Genomic DNA, 21,217 nt, shown 5'->3' with positions numbered 1-21,217 from the left:
GGATCACTTCAACAAAACAAAATAGCAAGTTAGCTCGTCATAGAAATAAAAGGTAATGGGTCATAGGAGGTTTATTTGAAGAAAAAAGGGCTGGTTCTTTTAAGCGTTAGTGTTGTTTTGTTAGTCATCATTTGTTTGCGTGTTGTTGAACGGGATGGATTCGCAATCACGGTAGAGAACAATACCGAGCAATCCATAAGCGGCTTGGTAATTGCTTACCCGTCACAAACCTTAGTGCTTGCACCAATACCCAAGCAATCAGATGTTTCCAAGCACATTCAAACGCGGAATGATTTTGCAGAAGGTGAAATCAATCTGGTTTACAAAGATAAGAGTGGACTGGAGCATAAGGAAACGATATTCGGCTATATTGAGAAGGGATATCATGGATCGGCGACCCTTAAAATTAATGGCATTAATAATAAGGGAGAGCTAGCGATAGCAGTAAAAGCGGAAGTGAACTAGCACCTGCTTTTGACCGTTTGAACGACAAAGGGGACATCCGATAACAGCACTTAAAAGCTGCTGAATCGGATGTCCCTTTTGATTACGCCTGTATTATCATTTTTTCTTAAAGCCAATTAGTACGGTCAGACTAATTAGTGTTACCCAGACCGTAGCTCCCATATCGGATAATATAGCAATCCATAACGTTAGCCAGCCCGGAATCGTTAAGAGTAAGGCAATAAGCTTCAGTGCCAACGCGAATGTTAGATTGAAACGAATGGTGCGATTGACCTTCTTAGCCACTTTAATCGCTTCTGGAAGCTTACCCAAATGGTCCTGCATAAGCACAATGTCGGCTGTCTCAATAGCGCTGTCGGTTCCTTTTCCCATTGCAATCCCGATTTGGGCGGATGCTAGAGCAGGTGCATCATTGATTCCGTCTCCGATCATCGCAACCCGATATCCTTGACGGGTTAAATCTTTGATTTTGTTCACTTTATCCTCGGGCAGCAAGCCCCCGTAATATTCAGTGACGCCAACACGCGCTGCGACTTTCTCCGCCGTCTTCTGATGATCACCGGTCAACATAACCGTATGCTTAATTCCCGCCTGATGCAGCTGTTCAATTACGTCTTTGCTTTCTTCTCGTATTTCGTCTGCAATTCCGAATATGCCTAGTATCTGTTGATCATCTGCCACAATGACGAGCGTTAAGCCCTCTTCTTTAAGGGCATTAATTGTTTCCTGAATGGAAGCTGGTATGTCGATATGCGACATGCTTTTTTCATTGCCGAGCCAATAGGATTGGCCGTGTATCTGTGCAACAATACCGCTCCCCGACAAGGTCTGAATCTCGTCTGCTTCTTGTAGGTCAACCTGCTTCTGATCAATTTCTTTCATTATCGCTTTAGCGAGCGGGTGAGAGGAAGCTGTCTCGATAGAGCCTGCGACCTTGAAGAATCGCTCTTCATCATAAACAACGGTTTTCTCCACATGGGGCTCGCCCTTCGTTAATGTACCTGTTTTGTCAAAAGCAAGTGTGTCGATTTTGCCAAGCTGCTCGAGAAACACGCCGCCCTTCACAAGTATGCCATTGCGTGCATTACGAGTAATTCCTGCAACGATTGCAATCGGTGAAGATAAGATCAGTGCGCATGGGCAGCCGACAATGAGGACGGCCAGGCCTTGATAGATCCATTTACTCCAAGCCTCGCCAAGGAGCAGGGGTGGAATCAAAATAACTAATGCAGCTACGATCATAATGAAGGGGGTGTAGTACCGAGCGAACCGATTAATAAACAGTTCGATGGGGGTCTTTGTCCCCTGAGCTTCTTGAACGAGATACAGGATCTTTGCCAGTGAAGAATCCTGATAAGCTTTGTGAATGCGAACTTGAAGGATTCCCTCGTTATTCAAGCTGCCGCCATATACAGATTCGCCAATTGCCTTCTCTACGGGTAAGGATTCGCCAGTAATGGCTGCTTCATTGACGGAGCTTTTCCCGCTCTCAACCGTGCCGTCTGAAGGGATCTTCCCACCGGGCTTGACGATAGCGAGATCGCCAGCTTTCAGCGAGGCGATAGGTACGACACTTTCGATGCCGTTCTCAAGCTTAATGGCTTCCTTCGGCGCGACCTTTAACAACGTTTCCATAGATCGCCTTGCTTGCTCCATTCCAAGCCCTTCCAACCATTCATTAACACCGAATAGGATAGCGACAAGCGAGGCTTCCTTCCATTCTTGAATGGCTATCGCGCCGATTAGAGCAACTGTCATTAAGGTATCGATGTTGAAACGAAGAGCGATTAGATTTTTCAGACCGCGTATAAATGTCGAGTATCCACTTAATACTGTCGCTACGAGATAAAGTCCGATCTGTACCGATTCATTAATGAAATTTCCAGCGAAAAAAGCAAATAGGTAGATAATAGCTGATACGATAATTAATTTCACAAGGTTTGAACCGCCGTGCTCATGGTTGTGATCATGGTCGTGGTCATGATCATGTTTGTGGTCATGATCATGCTTGTGGTCATGCTGATGCTTCTCGTCGTCATGAGTGTGATCGTTATGATTGTGATCGTCGTGATCATGATCATGATCATGGTCATGGTCATGGTCATGGTCATGGTCATGGTCATGGTCATGGTCATGGTCATGATTATGGAAATCTTGTTTTTTACCTTGATTAGTATGGTCATCCTGGTGGCTATGAACTGCTTGCTTCTGTCTTTTATCGTTTTCTTCTTTCATTGGCAATCCTTCTTTCATCAACATATGAATACTTGTTCATATATAATCATATGTTTTGTCGGTACATTTTGTCAAACCCAATTTGATATCAATCATGTGCCTACTAACTATTATCAACAAGAATGAGGCTAATTAAGCACCCATTCTACTATCGTATGCAGGTACACGCCCCTTGGAAAAGATGAACGCCCATTGTTACGCAATGTTATATGGAGTAACAAAATACAGAAATAATTGTGAAGCGTCACATAGTGGAGAAAGCCGTAACTGACGATCGAGCGTGAAGTCAGCAACAGCGCAGAAGCGGATACCGCCAACCAACGTGGTCCGTTATCTGAAGTAGTTTTAATAAAAGATCTTATTGAAATCCCTGGTGGGCTCAGCGGCCTGACAGGGATTTTTTGAAATAATGGGCTCATGCGAAATAGTACAAATGTAGTTCAGATTGTCTTGAAATCCGTTCGTTTTCTCGGATGGCAGCGGAGGTAAGGCGTTGTATAATCGGAAAATGCAAATGTCCCAGGCATAAACGGAGAAGAGTCCTTGCGATGTGGGACGTCCGCAGAGGCGGTTGGCATTTTGATAGAAGAGGCGGTAATCATGAGATGAAACAAACGGAATTGAAAGCGCTGTTTGACCGATTAGGATGGAAGTGGATGGAGCTTACTGCTGAAGGCGGAGGTAGGGTGCTCGTTTTGGAACGCGGCTGCCGCGTAATCGGCGTCTTCGCAGACGAATCGTCGGAGAACGCCGTCTGGGTCAGGCCCGAATTGGCGGGGCTAGCTTCCGGTGAAGCCGTCAATGACTTGGAAGCGCACTGGAATGTAGGCGGCGACAGGACGTTCATCAGTCCGGAGATGGAGTACTTCTATGATCCGAGCGCCGGATGCTTCGTCTTCCCGCCAGCACTGGACCCCGGACAATATAGCGCGGACATGGACGCCCACTTTACCATCATGGCGAAGCAATCCATCAGGGTGAGAGCCTTTCGGGCTGGCAAGGACGTGGCAATAAACATGTATAAAGAAATCCGGCTCGTTCCCGATCCACTTCTGCCGCTGAAACCGGCAAAAGGGCTGGGCTACTCGTTTGTCGGCTATGAAGTCGTATGCGCAGCAGAAATCGGGGGAGGGAGCCTGTTCGACCTTGGAGAAACAAGTGACACAGCATCCACTACTGAAACCGCTTCTGCTTACGCGTACAATGCCGCTGCGACTGGAGTTGTCGAAGATGAAGGAGCACTTCCTCCGTTCTCATTATGGAACTTAATCCAGGTGCCGGCAACGGGTGAAGCTATCATGCCGACGCATGGCGAGGCAGATGCCGTACCTTTCCTGCTGGGTCAAGGGATGGAAGGGACCCGAACAGAGGAAGGGGCAGTCCGTTTTCGGATTGACGGGAGGATCAAACGCAAGATCTCCATTCGGGCCGCGGAAGCGAAGGATCGGATCGGCTACTTACGGGTAGCGGAAGACGGTACCTATTATTTGCTTGTAAGGAGCTTCAACATGGATCGGGCGGGAGCATACGGGGACGTACCGCTGGACAGGCCGGAAGAGTCGGGACATTGCGTGCAATGCTATAACGACGACGGAACGCTGGGAGGCTTCGGTGAAATCGAATACCATACGCCCCTGATGGGACCCGGGCAGCGTAAGATGACGGATATAAGCCAGGTATGGTGCTATTCCGGGGACGAGGAACAAATTGGGAAGGTAGCTACAGAGCTGCTCGGCGTGCGGTTGTAGCGCCTTCCCTCTTTTGGTTTGGCCGGGCCGCCGCTAAGTGTTGCGAGCGGTCTTCGGCAAGCATTGATTTCGGTACTGTGACGGTGTAACCCGATGAGCCTGCTTGAACAACTGGCCGAAGTAGCTGGCATCCGGAATGCCGATACGCTCCGCAATTGTTGCGATACTGAGCGCGGGATCGGCGAGCAGCTTGATCGCCAGCTTCATGCGGAATTGGGTTAGATAACCCATGATGGTCATGTTGTAGGCATGCTTAAACGTCCGGCTTAAATATTGCTGGCTGACTTTCATTCGCTCCTCGAGCCATAAGAGTGTAATAGGCTCCGAGTAATGATCATGCAGCAATTCAACGATATCACGCGCGAGCTGAGCTCTGTTCAGGCTGATGCCCGGCAATACCGCTTCGTTCTCACCCGTTGCTTCAAGTTTCCCTTCGATCGTCTCGCGAATGATCCGCTCGACATCGGCCGGATCGACCGGCTTAACCAGCAAATAATCAACATGGATATCGATGGCGCGCTTCGCATAATGGAATTCATCGTAAGCCGTCACGATCGCAATCGTGGTATCCGGCTGTTTTTGCTTAATAATGGCGGATACGTCCAGACCGTTCATCCCCGGCATGCGAATATCCATAAAGATCAGATCCGGCATGTATCGTTCGGCGCGCTCCAGCGCTTCCGTCCCGGAGCGCGCCCCATCCACAATGACGGCCGGCAAGCCGCTGTCTTTGACGATCTTGTTCAGTACTTTCAATTCGATCGGTTCGTCGTCGGCGATAAGTATTCGGAGCAGCATGCGAATCTTCCTTTCCAAAAGCACAGTTCTCTGATTAAATTAACTATAATCGATAAGTCAAGTGGAATGCATCCTGATTATTCGCAAGCATAATCCAAAAATACGAAACGGGGCAACCGCATGGAAGAGGATTGGATTCGGGAATGGACGGACGAGCGGTTCGAATTGAATAAGGGCGACGATAATCCAAAAATACGAAACGGGGCAACCGCATGGAAGAGGATTGGATTCGGGAATGGACGGACGAGCGGTTCGAATTGAATAAGGGCGACGAAGACCCGTTCGATATTCGAGCTTATTTTGATACAGGGTTGTTCGCCAAGCTGCAGCGGACGTTCATGACGGCTACTGGGATGAATGGCAATATCGTGGACCCTTCAGGCGTGGCTATAACGGATAAAATCGAAGACAGGGCGCCCGCCTTCTGCCGGCTGGTTCAGTCGGTGCCCGAGGGGGAACGGCGCTGCCTTCGCTCGGACGGCCGTGTTACGTCCTATTCGATCACCAAAGAGAAATCGGTCATTTGCCGTTGTCATGCCGGTCTCTATGATAGCGCGGTGCCGATTCATTTTCGCCAGCACGGGATGGGTGCGTTTATTACTGGACAAGTTCTGCTGGAATCTCCGACCGAGGAAAGCATCGCCGACATCCTGGAGCGGGTAGCCGATCTCGGACTGGACCGGGACAAGCTTCGTGATGCGCTGCAAGATGTGCCTATCATTACAGAAGAGAAGCTGAAGGCGACAACCGAGTTCATGAGCTTGCTGGTGGAGTATATTGTAAAGAGTCTGGAGGAAGCCGATTCCAAACGGAAGGAAATGGAGTGGCGCATACTGCTGCGCGAAACTGAGATGAAGGTGATTCAGGCGAAGCTGCATCCTCACTTTCTGTTCAACATCCTCAATCTAATTTCCGGAAAAGCGCTGCTGGAAAATGCAACAACCACCTATACGACGGTGAATCATTTATCCAAGCTGCTGCGGTATATCGTCAAATCGTACCGCCCCCTCGTTACCATCGACGAGGAACTGGCGCAGCTCGATGCCTATATGCAGCTGCAGCTTCTGCGCTTCGAGGACCGGTTGAGCTTCACCGTCGACGTGCAGGATGAGGCATTGAAGGCGGCGCTGCTGCCGAGTTTGACGCTGCAAATATTAATCGAGAACGCGATCAAGCATGGAATAGAACCGAAGGAAGGGCCATGCAGTGTGAGAATTGGCTTATATCAGCAGAATGGGCTTGGCGTGATCGAGATCGAAGACGACGGCATCGGAGTCGATGCCGATACGCTGCGTGAGCTGAAGGACGGCGACGGGGAATATACGAAGCGGAATTCGGGGATCGCGATGATTCGCAAGCGGCTGGATTACTACTTCGAGGGCGACTTCGAGCTGCGTATTCGCTCCGAGACCGGGATGGGCACAGCAATCACGATTGTCTTTCCAATCCTTGCGAACATATGATTTCCGCTTGCATAGGATTAAGTTCAGATTCTATGGAAAGCGGTTTCTTTTCTCGGATGTGCGCGAATAAGCCGGGTGCTATAATCGAGCCAGATCGATGAAGGGGGCAGGATTGGATTGAGAGTGATGGCTTGCTGCGCGCATCCCGACGATGCGGAGATATTAATGGGTGGGACGCTCGCCAAATACGCGAAGAGGGGCGATGAAGTATTCATTGCAATTACAACGAACGGGGAGGTCGGCCATCCGACTTTGCCCAAACGGGAGATTGCGGCAATCCGCAAGGAGGAAGCGATCCGAGCAGCGGAGCTGATCGGGGCGCGATTGCTCTGGCTGGGCTTCCCTGATGAATTTCTGTTCGACCGGGAAGAGACGAGGCTGGCGATCATTAACGCGATCCGCGAATGTCGGCCGGATGTTATACTGACGCATTGGCCGGGCGATCTGTATAACCCGGATCATACGATAACAGGTCAAATCGTGAACGATGTCGCGATAATGACGACGGTGCCGAACATTGTGACCGAGGCGCCGCCGTGCGAGAAAATCCCGGTTGTCTATTTCGCCGACAGTGTCGCTGGAGTCGGCTTTGTTCCTGACGAATATGTCGATATTACCGATACGCTGCAGGTTAAACGGGACATGCTTGCTGAGCACAAGAGCCAAGTGTCCGATTGGCTCTCCGATCAATACGGCGTAACGATGGACGATATGATGACTGTGTGCGCGCAGTATAGAGGCTTCCAGGCTGGCGTTAGACACGCAGAAGGCTTTATTCGCGCAAAGGCGTGGCCGCGAGGCGTGGCAGGCACGCTGCTGCCCTAATAATGAAAGATAATGGAGGCGATATAAGTGATTCGTACTGTTGTTGTGCTATGGGAGAATGGGCCCGTCGAAGGACGGGTAGATGTCACGGACGGGCAAGTCGTCCAACTGCGGACGAGTGACGGGCGCGAAGAAGCCGCTGCGGTCGAAGGGCGCTTCACGATCGCATCATCTGAGTATGGGGACAGCGGGTGTCGTCTTGCAATGGACATCGAGACAGCCGAAGACGACCCGGCGGATCCTGTGCTGGTGTTCGTCGAGACACAGGTTCATTCGTTCACGTTCCGGCTGCTGGATGCGGATACCCGTTATCCAATCTACTTGCCCGATTATGGCGTTGCCGTTACGGGAAGCGACGATGAGCGGTCCTATTCTCAAATCGCCTTGGATATTCGCGCGAAAGGGATGAAAACCGGGCTAGCGGCCATCGAGTCGGAACCGGAGGAGAGCTTCGAGAACGCTGCGGCCCATACGAAGGACCTGCCCGGTCAAACTTGGCTAGGCTTGTCGCGCGACATGCGGATCTTCGCGGTCGGGTTCCGCGGCATCGGCGGCGAGGAATTGATGTGGGATTGGATTCAGCCCAAAAATTTCGGCATGGAAACACCGGTTCCCGAGAACGGCGACAAATCTGTCCGCTATAGGTTCATGCTAGGCCGTGGCATCGGCTGTACCGATCCAGTAACACGCCGGCTTGAGGACGGCTGTCTGCCGATTCTGCACAGCCGCGTCGAGGAAGACCATATCGTCTACGACACGACTTCATTCGTTTCATATGAATCGGGCCCACTGGAAGAGAGCACTCTGCGAGGCACGAATTATCTTGTGGCAGACGGATTCGGCCACGGGCATATGTTCACCGAGGAGCAGAAGAAGCACCGCGATGTGCTGCTGGCTCGCCAGGAGGAGCTGGATCAAGGCGTGGAGACGGTTCTGTACTTCCAGGCCCGCGTGATGAATACCGATCAAGTGCCGCGTTACGCCTGGTTCAAGAACGCTGTGCCGGATGCCCACGTTGTGGGTGAAGACAAGCAATACGAATTCGATGCCTCTACGGGGTTCGTCCGCTTCTCCGAGGACCGTGTCTGCTGCGTGACCCGGTTAAACGGAATCGCACTGCGTCGCGAGGAAACCGCCATTCTGTTGAAGCCGGGCGAGACGGCCGTCATCGACATGTTCTTGCCGCATCGGCCGATTTCGGCCGAACGCGCCGATAAGCTGCGGCAGCAATCGTTCGAAGAACGGCTGGAGGAAAGCATGCGATTCTGGCGCGGCAAACTGTCGCAAGCGGCCAGCTTCAAGCTGCCGGAGCGACGTATAGAGGAGATGCTGCGCGCAGGTCTGCTGCATTTGGATGTGGTCACCTTCGGCGAAGAGCCTGCGGGAACGCTCGTACCGGCCATTGGCGTCTACACCGCGATCGGCTCGGAGAGCTCGCCGATTATTCAGTTTATGGACTCCATGGGATGGAGCAAGACGGCGGAGCGGTCGCTTCAATTCTTTCTGGACAAACAGCATGACAACGGCTTCATTCAAAATTTCGGCGGCTATATGCTGGAGACGGGTGCCGCATTATGGAGCATGGGCGAGCATTACCGATATACGCGCAACGAAGATTGGGTTAGGCAAGTCAAACCGCAGCTGCTCAAGGCTTACGAGTTTCTTATGGCTTGGCGGGAGAGGAATGAACGGGAAGAGCTTCGCGGAAAAGGATACGGGATGCTCGAGGGCAAGACGGCCGACCCGGAGGATCCGTTCCGGTCGTTCATGCTGAACGGGTACGCCTGTATCGGCATGTCGCGGCTGGCTGAAATGCTGTTATCGTCGGATCCGGCAACGGCTGAGACGATCAGACGCAATGCGGAAGCGTTCCGTACCGATATCCGCATCGCCTTCGAACGGGCGATGGCGCTCTCGCCGGTCGTACCGCTCGGAGACGGCAGCTGGGTGCCGACGTCGCCGCCTTGGGTCGAGCATCGCGGACCACTATCGCTCTATACGCAAACCGCTAATTGGCTGACGCACGGCTCCGCTGTCGCCCGGGATTCGCTGCTAGGACCGTTGTATTTGGTGCTCCAGGAGGTTATCGCGCCGGAGGAAAATGCCGCGTCGTACATGCTGCATTTTCACCACGAGCTTATGTGTACGCGCAACGTTGCCTTAAGTCAGCCTTACTACAGTATCCATCCGTGGGTTCATCTCAAGCGCGGCGAAGTGAAGCCGTTTCTCAAAGCGTACTACAACGGATTCGCCGGACTTGCCGACCGCGAGACGTATACGTTCTGGGAGCACTATTTTCATGCAAGCCCGCATAAAACCCATGAGGAAGGCTGGTTCCTCATGCAGACGCGCTGGATGCTCTATATGGAGGAGGGTCGGACGCTCAACCTTCTTCCGGGCATCCCGCGGGCATGGCTCAACGATGGTTCCGTCATCGAGTGGAAGAATGCACACACGTACTTCGGTCCTTGTTCGCTCAAGGTCGAATCGGGCTTAGCGGATGGAACGGTCTCCGCGTCCTTCAGTTGCGACCCGGACCGTGCCCCTGATTCGGTCCTGCTTCGTCTGCCGCATCCCGAGGGAGCACTGCCGAGAAGCGTATCCGGCGGCGTCTATGTGCCAGAGAAGGAAGCAGTCCGGATCGAGCCGATTGACGGCCGCTTCGAGCTGATCGTACGTTACTGACGTTCCGTCATGTCTTAAAAACTCAAGTCCTATGGTCATACCCCCGTCAAGTAGACAGTAGAAAAAGCTATGCCGCCAGCGCGTGCCGATACTCAATCGATGCGCGCTGTTTGAGTACCAGTAAACCACTTGATTTTGGTTGAAATTGATGGGAACAGTTATTTATTAGGCATATTTCTACGTTTGCAAGTTCGATAAAATGGTGTTACCTATGTCGGCAAAGGAGGAATTGTGTTCGATCTTCACAATTTCCAAAAGCAGTTAAAAATAAATGTAAAAAGGCTATTCAAGGGTCGAAATCGATTCTTGAATAGCCTTTTTTTAAATTTTGAATCTCTACATGTAAGAAAGTCAATAAAGATAATCGAAGGCGTTGCTTAATAGCGACGCGGATGTTGCATTTTCATGTACTATGGGTGTCCACTGCGAAGTGGAAACTGAAAGGCTTTGAGGAGAAGTGCATGGCAGTAGTGAATCGGGGCTCCCCGTATCGTGAAGTGAAAAAGGAGAGCCTCCGACCTCCGGTGAAAAATTACTTTTCTACTTTATGGTGTCATCGTTAGTTGATGGGCCATCATGAAAACAAAGCAGACAATCGTCCTGAAGAATATGCTGCGTCCAGAGCTCCTTAACCCGCTCGAAAGGCTCATTCTGCAAGGCTTGCAACAACTCCTCATGCTCGGCCGGTACTCTGGCTAGATCTACGAAAAGCTTTGTATTCTTAATAAAATGCAGGCGAAGCCTATTTACGATTCCGGACCAGATTTGCTGCGTATAAGGCGAGTCTTCCGATGAAACAATGCTCTCGTGAAATCGAATATCCGCTTCGACAAGCGATACCAAATCTCCGTTATCAGCCGCTTCTTTCATGCTATTCACAATGTCTCGCAATGACTGGTACATCGCATCGTTCCAATTGGATTGTATTTGCTTTAATGCATAGATTTCCAATTGCAGACGAATTGGAATCAACAAATCCACGACCTCGCCTTTGCTAACATCCGCAACGGTCGTTTCTCGATAAGGTGAACTAACGACCAGTCCCAGCGCTTCCAAATCTCTTAACGCTTCGCGGATAGGTCCGCGGCTAATAGCCATCTGCTGGGATATATCGAGCTCTCTGAGCTTATCCCCAGGTTTAAGATGTCCTTGAATAATGGCATTCCGGATATCGGACATGACACGTTGTCGAAGGGAGAGGTTTTCTTGATTCTTGAAATGGAAAGTGGCCATGATTGTCTCCTTAGCTCACAACAGTAAGCGAGATGTTTTATTGGAATAGTATAGAGGAAGGAGCTCATCAACTCAACAAATGAATGTTTATAATAGACTGCTGACAATCATTAAGCAACTGATCACCACAGCAGATCGATCGCGTTTTGCAGCCCTTTGGCAATGAATTCGTTCACATACGGACTCGGATGAATGGAATCATCGAACAGAAGTTCATGATCGATATAGCCCATATTCACGGCATCTGTGAAAAACTGGTGGAAATTGATAAAACCGTAGCGACGATCGAGACAAAATTTCTTTGCGGCCTCGTAATAGTCAGCGTATCGGATTTCGGCAGAAGCCGCCCCTAGGAAGTCAATTGTTTGATCCCCCGGTGTCGTGAACACGAGTACGTCGGTTTGCCTCACGTTGTCTGTGTTGAGGTGACGGCTCAGCTTGTCGACGACAGCCTCAAGATGGAGCCTAAACTTATCGAGGGGCGTTTGCTGCAAATATTCGTTGACGATAGGGGCTTGTATGACGGCAAGTGTCGGCGTAAAGGGCACATACGATAAAATTTCGTCAATATGCGGGTATGACTCGCCATGAAAGCTAAGCGTACCATCGCCGAGCCATTGGCCTGTCGTATGACCGCCCATTGCAAAATTTCGTACTGAATTGGCGTCGAACACAATACCCCGGCAGAGCAACGCTGGCTTATCCGCCAACAATTCATTGCCGATAAAGAGCAGCATCGTTCGTTCATCTGCTCCTGCATACTTTATCGCGAGCGTCCCTTGCTGCTTCTGCCCATAGTCGATGCAATACACCTGCTCCTGCGGATCGGTGGGCGTATAGGTATCGATCTGGACAGCAGACGTATCAATGATTTCGGCTTCTGGCGCGGTAAGCTCGATATGCCGGCCATCGGAAATACGATACACCTTCGGGTATCCGGACGGTTTAGAGTAGTAATACGGCATCTGCAGATCGCATATGAGTTTCGCTCCATGTCGACCGACCACTAAGGCGATATAAATCTTTCGCGCCGCACTTAACATCCGAATGCTGCATTCAGCGGAAAGCGTCCCGTCCAACCCGCTTTCGGGTGTAATGACCGCCATCGCCGAGCCGAATTTTTGCTCTTCAGCCAAATATCCGAGATGAGCGGTTGCCTGATCCCGATGAGCGAAAGGCGCATAAAATCCTTTGGCGGCAGGCGTCGATGCAATTGCAAAATCGGTTTGCCGGAACAATCCACTCTTGCGTTCCACTTCATTTGATAGGAAGGGGATAACAGACAACGGATAAAGTGACAATTTCCGTTCGAAATATTGCTTTAATCTGGAAAAATAGCCTTTGTTGTACGGAAATGGCTGGTGGACGGAGTACCAACTTTCTCCGTCATAATCCGGTGAGCCTTGACCCCAACTGTGGCTGTCACCAAACAGCAATATTTCACGGTCTGTCGTTTTTTTGCCACGTCGGTTTGCCGTCAGAACTGGGAAGCTTGCCGCGTCCAAGTGGACGGCATACTTACGAAAGAATGCAAGTGACGATAATGCATCGTCTAAGTCATGGTGGGCCAACTCTACACCTCCTATTGCGACTATCAACCTTTACTTCATAATTATCGTAATTATAGAACAATTAAAGGTAATATTCAACAAATGATTGAGGACGATTGATTGTTGACAATAAACTAAACTGAACGTATGATAGGGCTAAAATGATAGAAGGAGGATAAAACCCTATGAACGTGTTAGCCATATGTGCGCGTCCTGATGATGTTGAAATTTGTGCGCGGGTACTCTTGCGAAACGGAGGACCAATATGAAACGATTTGCCGGCAAAACAGTCATTGTTACGGGGGGAGCAACCGGGATTGGCTTTGCGACCGCGAAGCTGTTCGCAGTAGAAGGTGCGGATGTGGTCATTGCCGGTCGCAGCGAGACGAATGGAATGAAGGCTCTGAATGAGCTGATCCCACTGGGTGGAAAGCCTCTGTTTATTCCTACTGATGTTGGAGACGAAACCGCTGTCCAGAGGATGATTGAGCAAACCGTTGTGCACACTGGACGGCTCGATGTAATGGTTAATAACGCGGCGATGTTCTATGAAAGCGTTTTTTTACAGGAGACGACGGAGCGTTGGCGCGAGGTTTTCGACACGATTGTAAATGGATCGTATTGGTGCACGAAGTATGCATCCCTTGCGATGTTCGATCGTCAGATTGGCGGAGCAATTATTAATGTATCATCTATTAATGGATATCGTGCTTTGAATTTATCCAGCCACTATAATGCGGCCAAGGGCGCATTGGATCAGTTGACCCGTTGTACGGCAGCGGAGTTGTCCCCTCACGGAATTCGTATTAATGGAGTCGCTCCAGGCTTTATTGATACAGGGCTATCCGTTATTGGCGGCATCAATGAACTGGAAACCGATTGGTTCAAGGACTATTACGTAGGCATGCGCAAAATTCCATTGGCACGTCCCGGTTTGCCTGAAGAGGTTGCGAGCGTCATCGCTTTTCTAGCTTCCGATGCGGCTTCTTACATTCAAGGGACTATCCTTCCCGTTGACGGGGGTTTGTCTACTACATTTTAAGGAGACAGTTTTATGTCGCAAGATCAATGGCAACAAATTAATCCCCTCGTACGTCGTAAAATATTTCCGCCAGGACAACACATCATGAGCATGCTGATTGCATTTAAGAAGGATGGATTCGGACCAGAGCACGCTCATCCCCATGAGCAGCTTGGCTATGTAATTGAGGGGAAAATTAAAATGATAGTGGGCGGAGAGGAAATTGTGGTGGAAGCGGGGGAACAGATAGTGGTTCCCGGCAATGTGCCGCATTCCGTGCTAGCGCTCGAAGATACGCTTCTGCTGGAGACGTTTACGCCATTGCGCGATGATTTGTTAGCGACAACATCTTATATCAAGAACATGGAGAGTGAATAAATTATGAAAATCACAGAAGTTGAAGCCATCCATTTGAGCATACCGAATATTGACGCCACGCAATGCGACGGCACTCAAGATACACTTATTATCCGTATCCATACAGATGAAGGAATCGTTGGGGTAGGCGAAGTCGATTCGTCGCCGTTGGTTGCGAAGGCTGTAGTGGACGCACCAGCTTCACATTCCATTGCGAGCGGTCTGCGCAATCTGCTAATCGGTGAAAACCCGATTGAAATCGAAAGGCTATGGGACAAAATGTACCGGGGGACGATTTACTTTGGACGTACCGGACCAGCGCTGCATGCGATAAGCGGCGTCGATATTGCACTATGGGATATTTTAGGAAAAACGATGAACCGTCCCGTATGCGAAATGATGGGAGGCGTCTTTAATCCGAAACTGAAAGCCTATGCCAGTGCATTAATGCCGGATACGATTGTGGAAGCAGCCCGAATGGCAGAAGAAAATGCGAAGCTCGGGTACAAGGCAATGAAGTTCGGATGGGGTCCGATCGGTAAGGATGCCAAGTTCGACGAAGCCCAAATCAAGGCGATTCGCGAAGCGGTAGGCAATGATATCGACGTGATGATAGATGCCGGACTGGCTTGGGATTTGAAAGGTGCGCTGCGTATGGCGGACGTCTATGAAAAATACGGTGTTTATTGGTTGGAAGAGCCGGTACATTCCAATGATATTGCCGGTTACCGCGAGCTCTCGGACCGTACCCGAATTAATATTGCCGGTGGAGAGCAGGAGAGCGGCCGGATGGCGTTCCAGCGACTACTGGATGAAGGACACCTGGATATTATCCAACCGGATCTTGCTCGCGTTGGCGGGTTAACGGAGGGGAAGAAAATCGCTTATCTAGCCTACGACAGGCATAAGAAGGTCGTCCCGCATGCCTTTAAGACTGGTGTATTGGTTGCGGCCAGCACACATTTCGCGGCAGCGATTCCGAATGGTTTTATGATTGAATACACGACTTCAAATTCTCCACTATCGCGGGATTTGGTCAGCCGGGAAATCGAGTTCAAGGATGGTTATGTCACTGTTCCAACTGATCGTCCAGGACTTGGCATCGAAATAGACGAAGAGGTACTCAAACGCTACAGAGTTGGTTGATTAGAAGGGAGTGCTGCGTATCATGGCAGAAAATGTGGAAACAAACATGATGAGAGCTTTAGTATACGAAGGTCCGCGAACGATGAATATGCGGACCGTCCCTATCCCTGAACCAGGTGAGCAGGAGGTACTCATTCGGGTAGAGCGCGTGGGAATATGCGGTTCTGAATTGGGTGGATACTTAGGTCACAATTCACTGCGTAAACCGCCGTTGATCATGGGTCACGAGTTTTCCGGAGTCATTGTAAAAACGGGAACTGGGGCGAACAAGCTTGGAGTAGGGGCCAGGGTTACCGTGAATCCGCTTCAAACCTGCGGACAATGTTCGGATTGCCTTCATGACAATCATCAGCTGTGCCAGCAGCGCAAGCTGCTCGGCGCGCATTTGCCGGGAGCGTTCGCAGAATATGTAGTCGTCGCTGAGCCCAATGTGTACCCAATTCCGGATTCCCTATCCTTCGAGGAAGCGGCTCTAACGGAGCCGTTTGCTTGCGCTGTTCATCTTTGCAGATTGATTAGCATGAAGCGGGATGATAGCCTGCTCATTATGGGAGCTGGTCCGATTGGTCTGTTCGCGCTAACCGCAGCTCGGACACTCGGTTTGAGCCATATTATCGTTTCGGATCTTAACCCGGATCGGCTGAAAATCGTTACTGAACTAGGGGGCATTCCGGCCCATAGCCAAGAGGAGCTTGCGGCATGGAAACCCGCTGACGGTTTCCATGCGGCTATTGATGCGGTCGGCATGCAAGTTACTCGCCAGCAATGTGTGGAATCGGTTCGCAGAGGAGGCCGCGTAGGCTTCACCGGTCTTCATGAAGCGGACAGCACGCTGCCAGTCAACACGATCATTCGCGAGGAATTAAAGCTGTTTGGTGCGTTTGCATACGCGCAGAATGATTTCGAAACCGCGCTGCGCTTCATTGCTGAAGGCAAAGTGAACTTGCTGCCATGGACAGTTCATCAACCTCTGGAGCAGGGAAGCGCATGCTTCGAGAAATTAATTTCAGGGCCAGGAGCTATTGCGAAGATTATGCTATATCTATGATGGATCAACATTAATATAAGTGCTTAATAAATTCGAAACATGGTGCGTAGAAGGCCGCTTTGCTGCCGGATCATTCTTACGATCGCTGTTGTCTCCCTATTTCTTGATTCTATCCCTGGGGGTAGAAATACGGAGACAAAGGCGAACGCTATCGCTTCTACAGAACGATTCCGCCCGCTTCGCTAGGTACTTCGTGATGGCAAGTCTCCTTGCTGCTTATTAAGAAATATCAAGGAAAGTATTAAAGTGGCAGATATACTGGGTCTAGCCTCAGAGAGTGTACAGCTCGCAATCCACCCATTCCTTTTACAAAAAATTACCATGTTCTAGCTATTTAATGGCTTGAGCGCGGTAGTTTTTTTTGTTGATTGCCAAGTAACCGGACTTAACGCCTGGTATCGCTGCCATTCAAATATCGTATGCAGGTACACGCCCTTTGAAAAGATGTACACCCATTCTTATGCAATGTTATAATGAGTAACAAAATACAGACGTGGTTGGTGGTAAACTTGATGGATAAGATCATTCAGGAAGCTTGTGATGAGACATGCCTTGGAACAGAAGTGGATGTCAATCAAGTGAAATCGAAGCTTGTCGATGATTCCGGGGCAAATGAGATTGCAGATTTATTCAAAACACTAGGGGATCCGACGCGTGTGAGAATCATACATGCTTTATCGCAAAGTGAGTTATGTGTCCATGACTTAACTCAGGTATTGGATATGGGACAATCAGCTATATCTCATCAGCTGCGTTTCTTACGCAACATGAGAATTGTGAAGCGTCGCAAAGTGGGGAAGACCGTTTTTTACTCACTGGATGACGACCATGTGGAACAAATATTTGTTCAGACACTGGAACATTTGAAACATCATTAGCAGTGGCAAGTTAGAGCATTTCCAGCAGATAGCTGGTGATGCTTTTTTTTATTACGAAGGAGAAAACAACGCATTCATTCCAGGGTCATTATTCTTACAACTGTTTAGTTACTTTTTGAGCAAATGTCAGTTTTCAACTAGGAGGTAAATGGGTTTCATTAGCGAATTTCTAAGTAATGTGGAAGAAACTGCAAAGGAGTATGGACTTGAAGTGAGCCTGAATAAAGATCAAAAACAAATAGAGCTGCTGCAATCGTCTAATGAAAGAAAGAGACTGAGCATAATTGTAATCAGTGTATTGATCTTCTTTTTTGCCTTAATATTTTTAGGTATAGTGAAAAGCCTTCATTCGAGTCCGGAGCGTCGAATTGTCGCCCATCCTGCCAAAGCATATACATACAGCGAAGAGAAAGCTTCGAACGGATTTGAAATGCACCTATTAAAGAGTGATCCCTCTAATATTACGTTAGAGGTTGTGAATAAGAATGTGACCTTATCCGACTACTATGGAATCAATGGTGGCTTCTTCTTTGGGGATCGATTACTTAGCATTGCAATGGTTAATGGAAAACCAGCGGGCGGTGACATGGGCCAATATGGTGCAGGGCATGAGAATGTGAAATATCCCCGAGGAACACTCCTTTGGGATGGGGTGACGAATCAATTAAGTGTTCAGATTGTTTCTCAAGCGTCAGAGCTAAAGGTAACGGATCCTGCGCATTATTGGGCGCAAGGCGGAATTAGCATGTCCATCGGTCATGATGATCTTTGGGAATCACAAGCCAATATTGAGCATGCACCTTTCGCTGATGATAAGCGGCTTCGTTCTGCTTTGGTTTATGATCAAGCAGGTAACATCTACCTCATTGTCAGCAGTACAAAGGGTACTTTATCCGACTTTCGTGCTGCTATCCTGGAGACCGTAGGTGAAGGTCAACTCGTCGATGGAATCTTCCTTGATGGAGATGGCTCATCACAGCTGCAAGCCAAGGAATTATGGCTGCCTGGAGATAACCGACCGATTGTGGAAATGCTTCGACTTTTACGTTAGTGGTTGGTGTGAGATGACGATAGCCTTGGCGATCTTCAAGGGCTGAACATATCCTCGAAGAGAAAATATGATAGAGTTGAATATGGGGCGTTATTTAGTGGTCAGATTGAAACAATATCACCATTTAATGAAAACGATGAAGCTGAACAATTTATTTTTTTGGGATACTAAAAAGATATCGGATATATTGACGAGATTGATAAAAAATTATTGGAGTATTTTTAACTTCTTCATTGAACGGAAACTATAGCACAACGACAATCAACAGGCTGCCGGCAATTCGGCAGACTATTGAGCTAACGGACAAGATAGTTTCAATAATACAGAAACTTTCCATAATGTCAGGAGTGAATGGGTGGCAAAATTATTATCAAGAATATGGGAGGTTTAACAATGACGATTACCCGTGAGAGAATTCTAAAAGGAATTGTTTCAGGTCTTGGAAGTGAGGATTATATCTTAGCCATCTGGCTGGAGGGCTCGGATGGCACAAAAAGTTTGGACGAGTACTCTGACATCGATCTGGTATGCTACACCAAAGAAGGCCGCATAGATGATGCATTCACGCGACTGGATGATTGCTTTGGTCGTTTAGGAAAAGTTGATATTGCCTATGAACAACCTGGTCGACCCACCAATAACCGCTATAAGGTATACCACCTACAGGGGACATCAGATAATCTCTTAGTTGACGTGACTATTCAAAGTGAAAGTCTTCCTGTTTCATTCATTAACGAAGACAAAACCGTCATACCAGTTATATTGGTGGATAAGGCGGGAATTGTAAAATATCAAAACGTTGATCACGTGTCTCAGCGTTCACAACTGCATACACAATTGGTACAAGCTCAAGGTATATACAGTCAAAGGAGCCGGGCGGTCAAATATACAAAACGCGGGCTTTTTTTAGAGTCGTTGATTTACTATCAGAAGTATGTTTTGAACCCGCTTGTAGATGTTCTTCGGATAATTTATACTCCATTCCAAGCTGATTGCTTTCTGGTTCATGCATCTCGGGATTTTCCTGCCAAAGTAGTGTTAACCCTGGAGAATCTATATGGTGTAAAAACCGTACAAGATATAGCTGAACGAATCATTTTGGCAGATGAATTGTTTCGTAATGCTGTAGCTGAGGCTAATGTCATGCTCTCACAGTCTTATGGGGGCGAAAGTATAATAGATTCCAATACGTAAGTCACAGTTGCAATTTGCCGGTTTGTTAAGCTAACAGGAACTATAGCTCAACAATAAACAACAGGCTGCCGCGGTGGCGCTGCATACAGAGAACTAATTGAAGAAACCAGCATTTCAATAGAGGAAGTTACTTTGCATCATGTAATGGATTTTAAATACTACTTGCAGCATTGCTATGTTGAAGTGTATGTCGGCAAATTGAAGCGTGATGTCATGATCTCAGGAGATGAAAATGAACTATACTGGAGTGATTTGAATCAAGATTTTTTTGACATGACCCTTTTCGCAGGTGAAGGAAATATAGGGCATATGATTGAACAAGTGAAGATGAGCAAAAGTATATTTCTAACTGATTAAACACTTTCCGTTCAACTAACGGAAAACTATAGTTCAACACTGAGAGGGGCTGTCGCTAGGCAGCCTTTCTTTACGCTCACGGGCAATGTAATGTAACTTTACCAGAGATTATTACGTCCAGATGTTATCTGGAGATTATTCCAAAAATAGAGGTGGGTTGGGTACTATCCGAAGAAACTGGATTCTCATGGTAATAATATTTTTAGTTATTGGAATCGTTGGCTGTAAATCTGAGGTTCTGAATGGAAAAGAGATCGTTGCCATTAAACTTGAATGTTCTGACTTATGTAAGAAAACACCTAATGCTCCATTTAACCAAAAGATTCTTACGGATATTGATGAGATAAAGATATTCGAGCGATCAATAAGTAAAGCGGTAAAAATGAAAGGTGAACTGGACTATGATGTTATGTTTATGATGTACGTTTCATTCGAAGATAGCACTCAAAAGAAATTTGTGTTAAATGTGGATGACGAAGCAGGGCGAACTGCTTTACTCGTAGATACAGCAGATAGTGGACAAGGATACGAAATACCGAAAGATCAGACGAATGAACTAAGAAAGATTATTTATAACGATTAAATCACGACTAGCCGCATGGCAGCCCAAGAAACTAATAACAAATTATTATCTTAGGGGGATTTATTATGGTTAAGTCGAAAATAAACCCTATTTTATTCATCATGATATGTGCAATTGCTTTAAGCGGATGCTCAAAAGATAAAGGTATCAAGTCGGAGGATATTGTAGCAGCAATTGAATCTCAGGATGTGAAGTTAGTATCTTCTGGCCTGGTAGGTGGAGATCCAATGAAATTAAATGAAATCATTCCTGAAATATATTCGATTGAAAAACCAGTAGCAGTAGAAAATGATTTACTAAATTTTTACGTCTTTAATACGGAAAAGGCTCGTATAAAGGGTGTTAAAGAGTTCCATGAGCTTATGGATAATGCTAAATTTACAACTTTCCCTTTACTATATGAGAAAGCAAATGTTCTCATCGTTTACTGGAGTAAATCCAAAGATAATACACTGTTAAATAAGCCATTTGTAACGGCATTAGAAAAACTATAAATGCTGTACTGGTGGTTTATATTTTATAACTTCCTTATCTTATTTGTATATCGGAGAGTGAAGATTTGGAAACTTGCTTTTTGTTA

Annotated in this window: 21 protein-coding genes; 17 read left to right on the top strand and 4 right to left on the bottom strand. The window is 48.1% G+C overall.

Features of this window, described 5'->3' with window-relative positions; translation table 11 throughout:
* The first annotated feature begins 75 nt into the window (after positions 1–75).
* Positions 76–465 carry a hypothetical protein gene (locus EKN16_RS09640; protein WP_125655830.1) on the top strand — a complete coding sequence of 130 codons (390 nt, stop codon included), beginning with the start codon at positions 76–78 and terminating at the stop codon, positions 463–465.
* Positions 466–561: 96 nt separating this feature from the next.
* Here the strand turns inward: EKN16_RS09640 and EKN16_RS09635 are convergent, their stop codons facing one another.
* On the bottom strand, positions 562–2,400 hold the full coding sequence (locus EKN16_RS09635; RefSeq protein ID WP_232016338.1) for a heavy metal translocating P-type ATPase: 1,839 nt from the start codon (positions 2,398–2,400) through the stop codon (positions 562–564).
* Between the two features lie 15 nt (positions 2,401–2,415).
* Here EKN16_RS09635 and EKN16_RS32950 point away from each other — a divergent pair, with 15 nt between their 5' ends.
* Together EKN16_RS32950 and EKN16_RS09630 are read left to right on the top strand one after the other, a co-directional pair.
* Entirely contained in the window at positions 2,416–2,826 is a 411-nt protein-coding gene (locus EKN16_RS32950; protein ID WP_232016337.1) for a hypothetical protein, read from the top strand.
* 422 nt (positions 2,827–3,248) lie between these two features.
* Entirely contained in the window at positions 3,249–4,448 is a 1,200-nt protein-coding gene (locus tag EKN16_RS09630; protein ID WP_125655824.1) for a hypothetical protein, read from the top strand.
* A 33-nt stretch (positions 4,449–4,481) separates the two neighbouring features.
* On the opposite strand, the gene EKN16_RS09625 is transcribed toward EKN16_RS09630, so the two are convergent.
* Positions 4,482–5,246 carry a response regulator transcription factor gene (locus EKN16_RS09625; RefSeq protein WP_125655821.1) on the bottom strand — a complete coding sequence of 255 codons (765 nt, stop codon included), beginning with the start codon at positions 5,244–5,246 and terminating at the stop codon, positions 4,482–4,484.
* A 120-nt stretch (positions 5,247–5,366) separates the two neighbouring features.
* Here EKN16_RS09625 and EKN16_RS32175 point away from each other — a divergent pair, with 120 nt between their 5' ends.
* The 4 genes from EKN16_RS32175 (at position 5,367) to EKN16_RS09610 (ending at position 10,219) form a co-directional block, all read left to right on the top strand.
* Positions 5,367–5,507: a hypothetical protein gene (locus EKN16_RS32175; protein ID WP_164522749.1), complete on the top strand. Its 141-nt coding sequence runs from the start codon at positions 5,367–5,369 to the stop codon at positions 5,505–5,507.
* Positions 5,459–6,709, top strand: a complete 1,251-nt coding sequence (locus tag EKN16_RS09620) for a sensor histidine kinase (protein WP_125655818.1) — start codon at positions 5,459–5,461, stop codon at positions 6,707–6,709. The genes EKN16_RS32175 and EKN16_RS09620 overlap by 49 nt, the downstream gene beginning before the upstream one ends.
* Positions 6,710–6,835: 126 nt before the next feature.
* Positions 6,836–7,534 (top strand): PIG-L deacetylase family protein, encoded by a 699-nt coding sequence (locus EKN16_RS09615; RefSeq protein ID WP_232016513.1) that lies wholly within the window; start codon positions 6,836–6,838, stop codon positions 7,532–7,534.
* Between the two features lie 27 nt (positions 7,535–7,561).
* Positions 7,562–10,219 carry a hypothetical protein gene (locus tag EKN16_RS09610; protein WP_125655812.1) on the top strand — a complete coding sequence of 886 codons (2,658 nt, stop codon included), beginning with the start codon at positions 7,562–7,564 and terminating at the stop codon, positions 10,217–10,219.
* A 540-nt stretch (positions 10,220–10,759) separates the two neighbouring features.
* Here EKN16_RS09610 and EKN16_RS09605 read toward each other — a convergent pair.
* Together EKN16_RS09605 and EKN16_RS09600 are read right to left on the bottom strand one after the other, a co-directional pair.
* The gene (locus EKN16_RS09605) at positions 10,760–11,452 is read right to left on the bottom strand and encodes a GntR family transcriptional regulator (RefSeq protein ID WP_125655809.1); all 693 of its coding nucleotides are present in this window, start codon (positions 11,450–11,452) and stop codon (positions 10,760–10,762) included.
* A gap of 122 nt (positions 11,453–11,574) precedes the next feature.
* Positions 11,575–13,023 (bottom strand): SGNH/GDSL hydrolase family protein, encoded by a 1,449-nt coding sequence (locus tag EKN16_RS09600; RefSeq protein ID WP_125655806.1) that lies wholly within the window; start codon positions 13,021–13,023, stop codon positions 11,575–11,577.
* Positions 13,024–13,267: 244 nt separating this feature from the next.
* On the opposite strand from EKN16_RS09600, the gene EKN16_RS09595 reads away from it, so the two are divergent.
* The 10 genes from EKN16_RS09595 (at position 13,268) to EKN16_RS09550 (ending at position 21,131) form a co-directional block, all read left to right on the top strand.
* The gene (locus EKN16_RS09595; protein WP_125655804.1) at positions 13,268–14,044 is read left to right on the top strand and encodes an SDR family NAD(P)-dependent oxidoreductase; all 777 of its coding nucleotides are present in this window, start codon (positions 13,268–13,270) and stop codon (positions 14,042–14,044) included.
* A 12-nt stretch (positions 14,045–14,056) separates the two neighbouring features.
* Positions 14,057–14,401 carry a cupin domain-containing protein gene (locus tag EKN16_RS09590; RefSeq protein ID WP_125655801.1) on the top strand — a complete coding sequence of 115 codons (345 nt, stop codon included), beginning with the start codon at positions 14,057–14,059 and terminating at the stop codon, positions 14,399–14,401.
* Between the two features lie 3 nt (positions 14,402–14,404).
* Positions 14,405–15,526 carry a mandelate racemase/muconate lactonizing enzyme family protein gene (locus EKN16_RS09585; RefSeq protein ID WP_125655798.1) on the top strand — a complete coding sequence of 374 codons (1,122 nt, stop codon included), beginning with the start codon at positions 14,405–14,407 and terminating at the stop codon, positions 15,524–15,526.
* A 22-nt stretch (positions 15,527–15,548) separates the two neighbouring features.
* Positions 15,549–16,574, top strand: a complete 1,026-nt coding sequence (locus EKN16_RS09580; RefSeq protein WP_232016335.1) for a zinc-dependent alcohol dehydrogenase — start codon at positions 15,549–15,551, stop codon at positions 16,572–16,574.
* A gap of 512 nt (positions 16,575–17,086) precedes the next feature.
* The gene (locus EKN16_RS09575) at positions 17,087–17,452 is read left to right on the top strand and encodes an ArsR/SmtB family transcription factor (protein WP_125655795.1); all 366 of its coding nucleotides are present in this window, start codon (positions 17,087–17,089) and stop codon (positions 17,450–17,452) included.
* A gap of 148 nt (positions 17,453–17,600) precedes the next feature.
* Positions 17,601–18,503: a hypothetical protein gene (locus tag EKN16_RS09570; protein ID WP_125655793.1), complete on the top strand. Its 903-nt coding sequence runs from the start codon at positions 17,601–17,603 to the stop codon at positions 18,501–18,503.
* A 393-nt stretch (positions 18,504–18,896) separates the two neighbouring features.
* Complete coding sequence (locus EKN16_RS09565; RefSeq protein WP_125655791.1) at positions 18,897–19,697, top strand: aminoglycoside 6-adenylyltransferase; 801 nt, start codon at positions 18,897–18,899, stop codon at positions 19,695–19,697.
* 144 nt (positions 19,698–19,841) lie between these two features.
* A complete protein-coding gene (locus EKN16_RS09560; protein WP_232016333.1) occupies positions 19,842–20,054 on the top strand; it encodes a hypothetical protein in 213 nt (70 codons plus the stop codon).
* A gap of 187 nt (positions 20,055–20,241) precedes the next feature.
* Complete coding sequence (locus EKN16_RS09555; protein WP_164522748.1) at positions 20,242–20,637, top strand: YhfM domain-containing protein; 396 nt, start codon at positions 20,242–20,244, stop codon at positions 20,635–20,637.
* Between the two features lie 65 nt (positions 20,638–20,702).
* Positions 20,703–21,131 carry a hypothetical protein gene (locus EKN16_RS09550; RefSeq protein WP_125655785.1) on the top strand — a complete coding sequence of 143 codons (429 nt, stop codon included), beginning with the start codon at positions 20,703–20,705 and terminating at the stop codon, positions 21,129–21,131.
* Positions 21,132–21,217 lie beyond the last annotated feature (86 nt).

It is taken from the genome of Paenibacillus baekrokdamisoli (assembly GCF_003945345.1).
GTDB lineage: Bacteria > Bacillota > Bacilli > Paenibacillales > Paenibacillaceae > Paenibacillus_Z > Paenibacillus_Z baekrokdamisoli.
Note: the sequence above shows the minus strand (reverse complement) of the source record. Positions and strands in the feature narration are given on the sequence as shown.